We start from the raw sequence: 12981 nt of genomic DNA, 5'->3' as shown, positions 1-12981 counted from the left end.
CACCACGTGGTGCGACGCCGAGACACTCCCGGACAAGGCTTTGGTTCGCCAGCGTCCGACGCCGCTGCCAGGCATTCGGACACGAAGGACATGGGCCCCGCCCGGCACCTCGGCGCAATGCGCGGAAAGCCCGTGTGGTTCAAGGTGACCACAGCTGTTGTGGCCCTCGTTCTGGTGGGCGCTCTCGCTTTCGCCGCCTTCTGGGTCATCCGTTTGCAGATGAACATCAGCAAAGCTCCACTCGGTGCAGGCAGCAGCCGCACCGAAGATCCCGTCAACGACTCCAAGGACCGGATGCAGATCCTGATCCTGGGCTCGGACACCCGCGACGGCAAGAATTCCGACTACGGCACGGCCGAGGACTCCACAGGCTACGGCCAGTCGGACGTCATGATGATGATGGACATCTCGGCGGACAACAAGCGTGTCAGTGTCATTAGCTTCCCGCGCGACCTGCTGGTGGACATTCCCGAATGCACGGACCAGAAGACCAAGCAGGTGTTCCCGGCCCGAAGCGGCGTGATGATCAACGAAGCCATGAAAGAGGCCGGCATCGGCTGCGCCGTGGACACGGTGAACAAGATCACGGGGCTGGAAATCGACCACTTCATGATGGCGGACTTCAACGCGGTCAAGGAACTTTCCAACGCTGTGGGCGGCGTGGAAGTCTGCGTCAGTGACGCCGTCTACGACCCCGATTCCCGGCTCCGCCTCCCCGCCGGAAACTCGCAGGTGCAGGGCGAGCAGGCGCTGGCCTACCTGCGGACCAGGCATGCCTTCGCGGACGGCGGTGACCTGGGCCGCATCAAGGCGCAGCAGGGCTTCCTGTCGTCCCTGACGCGCAAGATCAAGGATGACGGCACGCTGTCGGACCCCCAGAAGATGCTCAAGATTGCCGACGTCGTCACCCAGAACCTTACGGTGGACGATGGACTGGCGTCCGTCCCGTCGCTGCTGACCATCGGCAACCGGCTCAAGAACATTGACATCGGCAAGGTGGCGTTCGTGGCCGTGCCAACGACGCCTGCTCCCACTGATCCCAACCGGCTCACCGTTGCCGAGCCGGCCGCATCGCAGCTTTTCGCCGCGCTGCGCAAGGACGTCGACCTAACCGACCCGACAGCCACCCCGAGCCCCACGGCGGAGCCGAGCGAATCTGCTCCCGCCCCCACGCCATCGACGCCGACCGAAACGCCGCTGCCGCCCTACGATAAGGCACTGCAGCCGGTGACCGTGGCGAATGGAACGGGTGTTCCGGCGCGAACCCAGGAGATCACCCAGGCGATCATCGCCGGCGGCTTCACGCAGGTTGCCCCGCTCGTGGCGCAGCCTGTCGCGAAGACGGCGGTCTATTACGGACCCGGTTTCGAGGACGTGGCGGCGGACGTCGCAGCATTGCTGGAAATACCCGCCACGCAGGTTCTCCCGGCGACCGGCGTCAGCGGGGTTCAGGTCTACCTCGGCACCGATTTCATGTCCGGAACAAAAATGGACTCTGCGCCGCTCCCGTCCGACATCGTCAACCAGACGGCCGGCGACACCGTCTGCCAGCAGGCGAATCCTGAAATGATCGTCCGCTAGCGGCGGCCGCATCGACGGATAGACTGCGGGGCCGGCCACTGTGTGTGGCCGGCCCCGCAGTTTTTATCGCGACCCGCCCGTCACCAGATGCTGACCCGTTCCTCCGCGGGCATCCACATGCCGTCCTGCTCCGCCACACCGAACGCTTCATGGAAGGCGTCCAGGTTCTTGGCGATGGCGTTGGTGCGGAACTCGTTGGGGGAGTGCGGGTCGGTAGCGAGCCGCCGGATGGCCTCCTCGTTGCGGATCACCTGGCGCCAGCCGGCAGCCCAGGATGCGAAGAACCGCTGCGGTCCGGTGAGGCCGTCCAAAACCGGCGGCTCCGCACCGTCAAGGCTGATCAGGTAGGCCTTGTACGCGATGGTGAGCCCGCCCAGGTCGCCGATGTTTTCGCCGAGGGTGAGCTTGCCGTTGACATGGTGGCCGGGGGCCGCAGTAGGCGACAAGGCATCGAACTGCGCCACCAGCTTGGACGTCAGGGCTTCGAACGCAGTCCGGTCATCCTCGGTCCACCAGTTGCGCAGGGCGCCTCCGCCGTCGAACTGCGAGCCCTGGTCATCGAAGCCGTGCCCGATTTCGTGGCCGATGACGGCGCCGATACCGCCATAGTTGACGGCGTCGTCGGCGTCCGCGGTGAAGAACGGGGCCTGCAGGATCGCTGCCGGGAACACGATCTCGTTCAGCAGCGGGTGGTAATAGGCGTTGACGGTCTGCGGCGTCATGAGCCACTTGTTCTTGTCGACGGGTTTGCCCACTTCATCCAAGTGCCGGTCCACGTCGGCATTGTGGGCCCGTTCAACGTTTCCGAGGAGATCGGCGGGGTCTATTTCCACCGCGGAGTAGTCGATCCACTCATCCGGGTAGCCGATTTTGGCCCGGAATGCTTCGAGCTTCTTGAGGGCTTCGAGCTTCGTGTCCTCGCCCATCCAGGCCAGCCCGGTGATGCTTTGCCGGTAGGCCTCGATGAGGTTGGCGACGAGTGTCTGCATCCGGGCTTTATGGGTTTCGGGAAAGTGCCGGGAGACGTAGATCTGGCCCACCGCTTCGCCCAGCGCGGCCTCGACGACGGCGACACCGCGCTTCCAGCGGTCCTTGTTGCGCGGGGTGCCGCTAATGGTGGTGCCGTAGAACGCGAAGTTCGCGTCCACGAATTCGGACGACAGGTACGGGGCGGCAGAGCCGACGACGCGCATGGCCAGCCAGTCCTGCCAGGCCGCCAGCGGCTCGGATTCGAGCAGGCCGGCTGCCCCGGCGAAGAAGTCAGGGGTGCTGACCACCATCTCCTGGCGTTTGTCCGGCACGATCCCGGCTGCCTGGAACCAGGTATCCATCAGCGGGAAGAGCTGCCGCGCCTCCTCGGCGGATTTCAGGTTGTAGGTCTTTTGCGGATCCCGCAGCGTCACGTTGTCCCAGTGATGGGCGGCAAGGGCCGTCTCCAGCCGGACCACGCGTTCCGCGGCGGCATCCAGGTCCGCGGTTCCGGCGAGGCCGAGCATGGTCCGGACATGGTCCCGGTAGGCGGCCACCATGGGGGCGAACTTCTCTTCGCGGTAGTACGACTCATCCGGCAGCCCGAGGCCTCCCTGGCCGGTGTACAGCAGGATCCTGTCCGGATTACCCGCGTCGGGTGCCGGGTAGATGTAGAAAAGCCCCGATACGTCCGAACGGAAGAGTTTTCCGGCCAGTTCGATGACGTCCGCCGCGGACTTCGTGGCGTAGACGGAGGCGAGCCGTTCCCGGATGGGTTCCAGGCCTTTGGCTTCTACCGCGGCTTCATCCATGAAGCTGTTGTAAAGATCCCCGACCTTCTGTTCGATGCCGGTGGCTTCTTCGCCGCGTCCGGCGGCTTCTTCGATGATTTCCCTGACCGCCAGCTCGGAGCCGTCCCGCAAGGCGGTGAAAGTGCCTTCAAGGGGGCGGTCGTCCGGGATGGTCGTGCTCTTCAGCCACGCGCCGTTGATGTGCTGGTACAGGTCATCCTGCGGCCGCACGGTGTGGTCGATATTGGACAGGTCGATCCCCGAGTTTGGCACAAGTGCTCCTTCAGGTGAAGGCTGCCTCCGGCGCTGGCACCGGTGGCAGCGTCTGCATAGTGGACGTTGCTGGAGGTGTTGCTCCTTCATCTTACGCACCCGTGTTACTGTGAAATGGTGCGCGCAGAACTGCTTCTTCTTAGCTGCCGCGGCGAGGCCTCAGACGCGATCTAGCGCAAGGCCAATCCTCGTCGCGGAGTTTGTGTTGCCCGGCCACCTTTCACACAGGAACCACAGAAAAGGCCCCGATAGTAATGCGAAACGCACAGAAGCCCTCCGGAATGCCCGTTCACCGCTACATGCCGTTCCAGGACCAGATCACCGTTGAACTGCCTGACCGGACGTGGCCGGACAAAGTCATCACCAAGGCCCCGCGCTGGTGCGCTGTGGACCTCAGGGACGGCAACCAGGCCCTGATCGACCCCATGAGCCCGGCCCGCAAGATGAAGATGTTCGACCTGCTGGTCCGCATGGGTTACAAGGAAATCGAGGTGGGCTTCCCCTCCGCCTCGCAGACTGACTTCGACTTTGTCCGTCAGTTGATTGAAGGCAACCACATTCCGGACGACGTCACCATCCAGGTGCTGACGCAGGCCCGCGAGCACCTGATCGAGCGGACCTACGAGTCCCTGGTCGGCGCCAAGCAGGCCATCGTGCACCTCTACAACTCGACGTCGGTCCTGCAGCGCCGCGTGGTGTTCAACCAGGACGAGGACGGCATCCTGGACATTGCGCTCCAAGGCGCCCGGCTGTGCAAGAAGTACGAGGAAACGCTGGCGGATACCCATATCACCTACGAGTACTCACCGGAATCCTTTACCGGTACGGAACTCGAATACGCTGTCCGCGTCTGCAACGCCGTGGCCGATGTCTTTGAAGCTTCGGCTGACAGCCAGGTCATCATCAACCTGCCGGCCACCGTGGAGATGGCCACCCCCAATGTCTACGCCGATTCCATCGAGTGGATGAGCCGCCACCTGCACCCCCGCGAGGGCATCATCCTCTCGCTGCACCCGCACAACGACCGCGGCACCGGTGTTGCCGCGGCCGAGCTCGGCTACCTCGCCGGGGCGGACCGGATTGAGGGCTGCCTGTTCGGAAACGGCGAGCGGACCGGAAACGTGGACCTGGTGACGCTGGGGCTGAACATGTTCGTCCAGGGCATCGACCCCATGATTGATTTCTCCGACATCGACGACGTCCGCCGCACCGTGGAGTACTGCAACCAGCTGCCGGTGGCGGAGCGTTCGCCGTATGGCGGCGACCTCGTCTTCACGGCGTTCTCCGGCTCGCACCAGGATGCCATCAAGAAGGGCTTCGAAGCGCTCGAAAAGGATGCGGCTGCGGCCGGCAAGGATGTGGCCGACTACACCTGGCAGGTTCCGTACCTGCCGGTCGACCCCAAGGACCTGGGGCGCAGCTACGAAGCCGTCATCCGGGTCAACTCGCAGTCCGGTAAGGGCGGTGTGGCCTACCTGCTGAAGAACGAGCACAGCCTGGACCTGCCGCGCCGCGCACAGATCGAATTCTCCGGTGTCATCCAGAAGCGGACGGACACCGTGGGCGGCGAGGTCAGCGGCGCCCAGCTCTGGCAGATCTTCCAGGACGAATACCTGCCCTCCAGCAAGGAGGACGGCCAGTGGGGCCGCTATTCGCTGGGCTCGTTCAGCACCGAAACGGACGACGACGGCGCCATGACCTTGCATGCGACGGTCACCGTGGACGGCGTCCAGGTCCGCCGCACCGGCTCCGGCAACGGGCCGATCGCGGCGCTGCTGTCGATCCTCGGCCAGGACGGCGTGGACGTACGCGTCCTGGACTACAGCGAACACGCGCTCTCTGAAGGCGGCAACGCCCGTGCGGCCGCGTACGTTGAATGCGCTGTCGGCGAGCGGGTCCTGTGGGGCGTGGGTATTGATTCCAACACCACCACGTCCTCGCTGAAGGCCGTCATTTCGGCCGTCAACCGTGCCATCCGGGACGCGCAGGCCTAGGCCCATTAGCCGAACCACTGACGCGCTGCGCCTCCGGACCACTCCGGGGGCGCAGCAGCCGCGTTTTCCTGAAGGTCAGTGCGAAGATTAACTGTGGCCCAACAATCCTCCTTTTCTGCCCGCGCCTACCGTGACGATGCCGTGGTGCTGCGTACCCACAAGCTGGGCGAAGCGGACCGGATCATCACGCTGCTGACGAAACACCATGGCCAGGTCCGCGCGGTGGCCAAGGGAGTGCGCCGCACCAGCAGCCGCTTCGGCGCCCGCCTGGAACCGTTTATGGTGGCGGACCTGCAGCTAATTTCCGGGCGGACACTGGACGTCGTGACCCAGGCGGTGGCCAAAGGTGCCTACGGCGGCAACATCGCGGCCGACTACGGCCGCTATACGGTAGCGGCGGCAATGACGGAGACCGCCGAGAAGCTCACGGATGTGGACGGCGAGGCCGGAACCGCGCAATACAACCTGCTGGTGGGAGCCCTTGCCTCGCTCAGCCGGGGCGAGCACACCCCGGAACTCATCCTCGACTCCTACCTCCTGCGTGCACTGGCTACCGGGGGATGGGCGCCGAGCTTCACGGTGTGCGCCCGCTGCGGCGCGCCCGGTCCGCACACGGCCTTTTCGGCGCCGCTGGGCGGCATGGTGTGCAGCAATTGCCGTCCGCCGGGATCACCTGCACCCGCGGCGGAAACAGTCTTCCTGCTCGGGGCACTGCTGACAGGGGACTGGACGACCGCGGATGCGTCCCTGGCGCTTCACCGGCGGGAGGCTGCCGGTTTGGTGGCCAGCTATCTGCAATGGCATCTTGAACGGGTGCTGAAATCACTCAAACACGTGGAGCGTAGCTGACAGTGGCCCTTGGAAAGAAGAAAACCCCCGTCCGGCAACGGACCGAGCCTGTGATTGCGCCGTATCCGCACAGCTCCGGGGCCGTGCCGCCATCGATACCCGCGGAATTCATCCCGCAGCATGTGGCGATCGTCATGGACGGCAACGGCCGCTGGGCCAACCAGCGCGGACTGCCCCGGATCGAGGGCCATAAAGCGGGGGAGCCGGCGCTGCTGGATGTCGTCGCGGGCGCTATTGAGCTGGGCATCAAGTACGTCACGGTATACGCCTTCTCTACGGAGAACTGGCGGCGGTCCCCGGAGGAAGTCCGCTTCCTGATGGGATTTAACAAAGACGTGCTAAGACGCCAGCGGAACCAGTTGGACGAGTGGGGCGTGCGGATCCGTTGGTCGGGACGCCGGCCCAGGCTGTGGGGTTCGGTGATCCGTGAACTGGAAGAGGCGGAGGAGTACACCCGGGGCAACAGCACGTGCACGTTGACCATGTGTGTTAATTACGGCGGCCGTGCCGAAATTGCGGATGCTGTCTCGGCGATTGCCGAAGACGTTGCGGCCGGCAGGCTCAAGCCGGGTTCGATCACCGAAAAGACCATCCAGAAGTACCTGGACGAGCCGGACCTTCCCGACGTCGACCTCTTCCTCCGCAGTTCCGGCGAGCAGCGGCTCTCCAACTTCATGCTGTGGCAGTCGGCCTATGCGGAGTTTGTCTTCATGGACACGCTCTGGCCCGACGTCGATCGCCGCACCTTGTGGGACGCCGTCGAAATCTATGCCGGGCGGGACCGCCGGTACGGCGGGGCCGTGGATGCTGCCCGGCCCGGCCCGGAGGACGCATCCCGGCCCGTCGAGTCCGTGGAGTCCTGATTAGCGGTCAGCCCGGATGCGAACTGAGCCAGCCCACCAGGTCGCGGTAGGCTTCCTGCCGCACCTCGCGGCGTGAAAGGAAAACGTCGTGGATCGCCCGGGGGTAGCGGAACACGGACGTCCGGCGACCCAGGCCCAGCGCCCGGCGCGCGGTCTGTTCCACGTCGATCACGGCGTCCGCGACCATCAGCTCTTCAGACCACTCAGCCTGGATTCTGGTGCGGTCCGAGAGCATCACCAGAACCGGCGCCGCGATGTCCAGGCGCCGTTCCACGGCTGCATGCCCGGCAAGGACGGCCCGGGTCCAGCCCGCACGGATAGGGAACGACGCCGTCGGGCGCCACTGCGGATCCAGGAACCACTCGCCGTGGGCCTGATCGCTGACGCTCTGCCAATAGCCCGGCATTTCCGGAAAACGGAACGGCCGACGCGGGTCCGTGCGTGCGATCGGTTCCACGAGATGCATGGCAATGTTCCGGATCAGGCTGCTGCCCTGGAGCTCCAGCCATGGCGCGTTGAGGATCAGTGTCTCGAGCGCGGCCGGGTGCCGGTCCGCCCAGAGTGCCCCGATCAACCCGCCCAGCGAATGTGCCAGCATGTGGACCCCGGGATCCGTGGCCAGGCCGGTACGTCCTGCCACGTCCGCCTTGATTGCCTCGATCGCGGCCGAGATGTCCTCATCGTAGATGCCCAGGTCCGTGGTGTAACCGGGCGTCTGCCAGTCGCGCAGGCTCCGGCCGTACTTGCGGAGGTCCAGCGCATAGAAGTGGAGTCCGTGCGCACCGACATACCTGGCAAGTTCGGACTGCAGGAAGTAGTCCGCCCAGCCGTGAAGGTAGAGGACTACTCCGGGGCGGGCTGCACCGTCGGGTTCCCGGCCGTCCGTGGCCGGCCACTCCAAGGTCCGAAAGACCGTATTGCGCAGCGCCGAGAGGAAGGCCGGCGGACCGGCCGTAACTGCCGGGACGTACCGGACCAGCGTGGCACACACCGTGCCTTCGTCGTCGTCGGCCAGGGGCAGCTCCAGGGACTCGAATCCTTCCCCGAGCCGATCAGGCTGCCAGGATGGTGCCTCCGGCTCCGCCGCTTTCACTCCTCGCCGCCGTCGTCCAGGACGTAGCCCCTGATCCAGCGGTTCAGCCGCGCGTATGCGTCCGCCCGGACGTGGGGCGGAGACAGGAAGACGTCGTGGAGGGCGCCGTCGATCCTTTCAAGGGTGACCGTCCGGCCGAGGGCCATGGCCCGGATGGCGATCGTGTTCACGTCCAGCACGGCGTCGGTCCGTCGCATCGCCTCGGTCCAGAACATGCCGTTCGCGCTGGCTCCGGACAGGAGCACCAGGATCGGGATGTCGATCCGCAGTCCGCGGGCCACCCGGGAATGCCCGGCCAGGACCGCACTGAGCCAGCCGGCCCGCACGGGAAAAGCCAGGGGCGGCCGGTACTTGTTGTCCAGCGTCCACTCACCCTCAGCCTCGCTGCTGATGCTCCGCCAATAGAAGCCGCGCTCCGGCAGCCGCAGCACAGCCTCCGGACGGTACCGTGCCAGCGGTCCCACCATGGACCTGGCGGCACGCCGGACCAGTGAACTGCCATGCATTTCCAGCCAAGGGCTGTTGAGGACCAGCTGGGAAGCCACTCCCGGATGACGGCTCACCCACAGCGCGGCGATGAGGCCGCCGGTGGAGTGTCCCATCAAGGTCAGCGGCGGCTTGCCGGCGTGCTCCGACCAGAGGGAGCCGATGATGTCAATTGCCTTGCTGATTTCGGCGTCGTAGTCATCGAGGTCGGCCACGTAGCCGCCATGGGTGTCGGCCTGCAGGCTCCGCCCGTGGTTGTGCATATCGAGGGCAAAGAACTCAAATCCCTTCCCTGACCAGAACCGGGCGAGCTCCACGTTAAAGAAGTAATCGCTCCAGCCGTGCAGGAAGAGAATGGCGCGGCGGGGGAGGGGCCGGGGTCCGGAACCGCCCGGCCCGTCAGCCTCGCCTTGGGGAACGTGGCGCACAAGGGTAGCCGTGCGCTCCACGCCGTCGCCGCCTGTGGCCTGGTAGGTACAGGCTTCAAAATCGTCACCCAGGATATCTGTGTGCCACTCCATTTGATCAGCCTAGACAACGCCTGCTTCAGCGGCGAATACACCGGCCGTGCCCGCGAAGCGCGTCACACCGCCCGCCGGCGTGCGCGCCGGTTTGGTCTGCGGAGCCTGAACCGGAAAACTGGACTCATGCGCGTATATCCCACCTTCTTTCGCCTGGCCTTTTCATGGATGGACGCCGAACGCGCCCACAAGATCGGCTTCCGTGCCATCAGGCTGGCCCACAGCTCAGGGGCGGGCAGGGTGCTCGCCAAATTCACGGCACCGGCGCCGTCGCTCCAGACCACTGCCTTCGGCATTACCTTTCCTTCACCCTTCGGGCTCGCCGCAGGCTTTGACAAGGAAGGGCACGGCATTGAAGCGCTGACCGAACTCGGGTTCGGCCACGTGGAGGTCGGCACCATCACCGGGCAGGCCCAGCCCGGGAACGAAAAGCCCCGGCTCTTCCGCCTCGTCGAGGACAAGGCAGTTATCAACCGGATGGGATTCAACAACGACGGCGCCACCGCCGTGGCCCCCCGGCTGAAGTCCGCGCGGGCCGCCTTGCAGCGCCGCCACCCGGGGGTCCGCCCGGTGATCGGCGTCAACATCGGCAAGAGCAAGGTGGTGGAGCTCGAGGACGCAGCCAGCGACTACCTGGTCAGCGCCCGGAGCCTTGCACCGGCAGCCGATTACCTCGTGGTCAACGTCAGTTCACCCAACACGCCGGGTCTCCGCCTGCTCCAGAACGTCGAAACCCTCCGCCCCCTGCTCAAAGCGGTGGGAGAGGAAGCGGACAAGGCCGCCGGCAGGCACGTTCCGCTGCTGGTTAAGATCGCCCCGGACCTCACGGACGAGGACATCGACGATGTTGCGAAACTCGCCCTGGACCTCAAGCTGGACGGAATCATCGCCACCAACACCACGATCGGCCGGGAGGGGCTCACCTCCGATCCGGCAAAAATCCGGGACTGCGGGCCCGGCGGCCTCTCCGGGGCCCCGCTGAAGGCACGGTCCCTGGAAGTGCTGCGCCGCCTCAAGGACGCAACCGGCGGCTCGCTCACGCTCGTGTCCGTCGGCGGAGTGGAGGACGCCAGGGATGTCCAGGAACGGCTCGATGCCGGTGCCACCCTGGTGCAGGGCTACACGGCGTTCCTGTATGAGGGTCCGTTCTGGGCCGCGCGGATCAACCGGCAGCTGGCCAAACACCCCTCCCGCCGGTAACTGGCACTTCCGCGAAAGCGCCCGACGACAAAGAAGCCCCCGGCAGTTGGTGAACTGCCGGGGGCTTCTTATTGCCTTGATTAGGCGGGGAATTCTCCGCGCTTGACGAGCGGCTTGGGAAGGCGCAGGCGGCGGAACTGGAGTGAGCGCATGGACCCGTACCAGACAGTTCCGCGTTCCACCTCGCCAAACTTCTCCGTGAGGCGCTTGCGCAGCTTGCGGGACAGGATGAAGACGTCAACGAAAACGGCCAGGAACATCACCCAGAAGCCGCCCAGGACGTAGATCATCGCTTCGCTGGTGGAAGGGACCAGCAGCGAGATGACCACGAACAACAAGGCACCGAACATCAGGTACTCGCCCAGGCTGAAGCGGGCATCCACGTAATCGCGTGCGTAGCGCTTCTGCGGGCCCTTGTCCCGAAGGGGCAGGAACTTTTCGTCGCCTGTGTCCAGGGCCTGGCGCATTTTGATCCGCTGTTCCTGCACGGCCGCCCGCTCGGCTGCCTTGGAGGCCTTTCGGTCTTCCGGCACCAGGGGACGCTTCCGCGCGGCTTCCTGTGCTTTGCGCTTGGGCGTGGGCGCGCCCTTGCCGAGGGCTGCGTCCTGCCGGGCCAAGGCCTCGGCTGCCTGCTGGTCAACTACGTCCTGCGCCGTTGGCGCTTCTTTTTTACGTCCAAACACCCCTAAAGAATACCCTGCACGGGGAGGCGGAATTTCATGTGTCGCGCGGGTCAGGCGGCGGCGAACCGGGGGAGCCGGCGGGCGGTTCCGAAGTGTTTCCTGTGGTCACGGACACAGGTAGGGTTTTGGCCATGACTTCATCACCGGCGGGGACCCCGCAAAAAATCAGCGCAGGAATCGACGGGATCGGCGTCGAAGCCCTGCGCCGGGCTGTACATGAGTCCTTCGACACCACCGTTGGGCAGCTGAAAGATCTCGTGAAGCTCCCGGGCATCGCCTGGCCCAGCTTCGATCCTGCCCCGCTGGACCGCAGCGCGGAGGCCGTGGCGGAGCTGGTTCGGGCTGCGGGAATTGCTGACGTCCGGATCCTGCGCTGCAACAAAGAGGACGGCACGCCGGGCGGACCGGCTGTCGTGGCACGACGTACCGCTGCCGAGGGAAAGCCGACCATTCTGCTGTACGCCCACCATGACGTCCAGCCCACCGGGGACCTGGCGCTTTGGGAGACCGAACCGTTCACCGCCGTCGAACGCGACGGCCGGCTTTACGGGCGGGGAGCGGCCGATGACAAAGCCGGCATCATGGCCCATATAGCCGCGTATGCCGCCGTCACCGAGGTACTGGCCGACGAGCTGGGACTGGGTGTGACGTTTTTCTTCGAAGGCGAGGAGGAGGCAGGATCGCCCACCTTCCGCACGTTCCTGGAAACGCACCGCGAACTGCTGCGCGCCGACGTCATCGTGGTAGCGGATTCCAGCAACTGGAAAGTGGGCATTCCGGCCCTGACCACCAGCCTGCGCGGCCTGGTGGACGGGACCATTGAGGTACAGGTCCTGGAGCACGCCGTCCACTCCGGAATGTTCGGCGGCGCAGTCCTCGATGCGCCTACGCTGCTTTCGCGCCTGATCGCCACCCTCCACGACGACGAAGGAAACGTCGCCGTGAAAGGCCTCGTCAGCAGGGACGACGTCTCTGTCGACCTGACGGAGGCGGAATACCGGGCCGACGCGTCCGTGCTGGACGGAGTGCGCCTCGCCGGCAGCGGTACCATCGCCTCCCGGCTGTGGACCAAGCCGGCGCTGTCGATCATCGGCTTCGATGCTCCCGCCGTGGACGTTGCCTCCAACACCCTGCTGCCGAGGGCTCGGGCGAAGTTCAGCCTGCGGCTGGCTCCGGGCCAGGACCCGGCCGACGCCATGGCCGCCGTGCGGAACCATGTTGAGTCCAATGCACCGTTCGGCGCCAAGGTGGTGTTCACCCCGGGGGAGAGCGGAAGCTCCTTCCTGACTGACACGGGTTCCGCGGCCGCCGGATTGGCAATGTGGGCCCTCGGGGAAGCGTGGGGCGTTCCGGCGGTTGAAATGGGCATCGGTGGTTCGATTCCCTTCATCGCGGACCTTACGGAGGTCTACCCGGACGTGCAGATCCTGGTTACCGGCGTCGAGGACCCCGATTCCAGGGCCCACAGCGCCAATGAGTCCCTGCACCTTGAGGACTTCCGCAATGCGGTGGTGGCTGAAGCACTCCTCCTTGCCCGGCTCAACCATGAGGGTCTTGCCTGACGCCGGGAGCGGCAGCGCAGTGGCACCCACGTTCCCTGGCGGGTCTGTTCCGGAGTCGCCAGGGAACATTCAGGGTATGGCCACGGTTACGCCAGGAGTTAGAGCTACACGCAGGA

The 12981-nt window shown here is 65.5% G+C and carries 10 protein-coding genes; 6 read left to right on the top strand and 4 right to left on the bottom strand.

From position 1 onward, the window contains the following. The first annotated feature begins 6 nt into the window (after positions 1 to 6). A complete protein-coding gene (locus ACSQ12_RS11625) occupies positions 7 to 1581 on the top strand; it encodes an LCP family protein (protein ID WP_436065498.1) in 1575 nt (524 codons plus the stop codon). Positions 1582 to 1661: 80 nt separating this feature from the next. On the opposite strand, the gene ACSQ12_RS11620 is transcribed toward ACSQ12_RS11625, so the two are convergent. Further along, entirely contained in the window at positions 1662 to 3614 is a 1953-nt protein-coding gene (locus ACSQ12_RS11620) for a M13 family metallopeptidase (protein WP_436065497.1), read from the bottom strand. A 254-nt stretch (positions 3615 to 3868) separates the two neighbouring features. Between ACSQ12_RS11620 and leuA the strand changes: the two genes are divergently transcribed. The 3 genes from leuA to ACSQ12_RS11605 all read left to right on the top strand — a co-directional run bounded on the left by leuA (position 3869) and on the right by ACSQ12_RS11605 (position 7320). Next, positions 3869 to 5608, top strand: coding sequence for a 2-isopropylmalate synthase (gene leuA, locus ACSQ12_RS11615; protein ID WP_011692070.1), 1740 nt, complete (start codon positions 3869 to 3871; stop codon positions 5606 to 5608). A gap of 93 nt (positions 5609 to 5701) precedes the next feature. Beyond that, a complete protein-coding gene (recO, locus tag ACSQ12_RS11610) occupies positions 5702 to 6457 on the top strand; it encodes a DNA repair protein RecO (RefSeq protein ID WP_307864408.1) in 756 nt (251 codons plus the stop codon). Between the two features lie 2 nt (positions 6458 to 6459). Continuing rightward, a complete protein-coding gene (locus ACSQ12_RS11605; RefSeq protein ID WP_436065496.1) occupies positions 6460 to 7320 on the top strand; it encodes an isoprenyl transferase in 861 nt (286 codons plus the stop codon). Between the two features lie 7 nt (positions 7321 to 7327). On the opposite strand, the gene ACSQ12_RS11600 is transcribed toward ACSQ12_RS11605, so the two are convergent. Continuing rightward, positions 7328 to 8413 (bottom strand): alpha/beta hydrolase, encoded by a 1086-nt coding sequence (locus ACSQ12_RS11600; RefSeq protein ID WP_436065495.1) that lies wholly within the window; start codon positions 8411 to 8413, stop codon positions 7328 to 7330. Next, a complete protein-coding gene (locus ACSQ12_RS11595; RefSeq protein ID WP_436065494.1) occupies positions 8410 to 9420 on the bottom strand; it encodes an alpha/beta hydrolase in 1011 nt (336 codons plus the stop codon). The genes ACSQ12_RS11600 and ACSQ12_RS11595 overlap by 4 nt, the downstream gene beginning before the upstream one ends. Positions 9421 to 9546: 126 nt before the next feature. Between ACSQ12_RS11595 and ACSQ12_RS11590 the strand changes: the two genes are divergently transcribed. After that, the gene (locus ACSQ12_RS11590; protein ID WP_209744556.1) at positions 9547 to 10620 is read left to right on the top strand and encodes a quinone-dependent dihydroorotate dehydrogenase; all 1074 of its coding nucleotides are present in this window, start codon (positions 9547 to 9549) and stop codon (positions 10618 to 10620) included. An 80-nt stretch (positions 10621 to 10700) separates the two neighbouring features. On the opposite strand, the gene ACSQ12_RS11585 is transcribed toward ACSQ12_RS11590, so the two are convergent. Continuing rightward, positions 10701 to 11303, bottom strand: a complete 603-nt coding sequence (locus tag ACSQ12_RS11585) for a DUF3043 domain-containing protein (RefSeq protein WP_011692064.1) — start codon at positions 11301 to 11303, stop codon at positions 10701 to 10703. 131 nt (positions 11304 to 11434) lie between these two features. Between ACSQ12_RS11585 and ACSQ12_RS11580 the strand changes: the two genes are divergently transcribed. After that, positions 11435 to 12865: a dipeptidase gene (locus tag ACSQ12_RS11580; RefSeq protein ID WP_436065493.1), complete on the top strand. Its 1431-nt coding sequence runs from the start codon at positions 11435 to 11437 to the stop codon at positions 12863 to 12865. Positions 12866 to 12981: the final 116 nt, after the last annotated feature.

The organism is Arthrobacter sp. LjRoot14, from assembly GCF_964253905.1.
Classification (GTDB): domain Bacteria; phylum Actinomycetota; class Actinomycetes; order Actinomycetales; family Micrococcaceae; genus Arthrobacter.
This window is presented reverse-complemented; position numbering and strand designations above follow the sequence as displayed.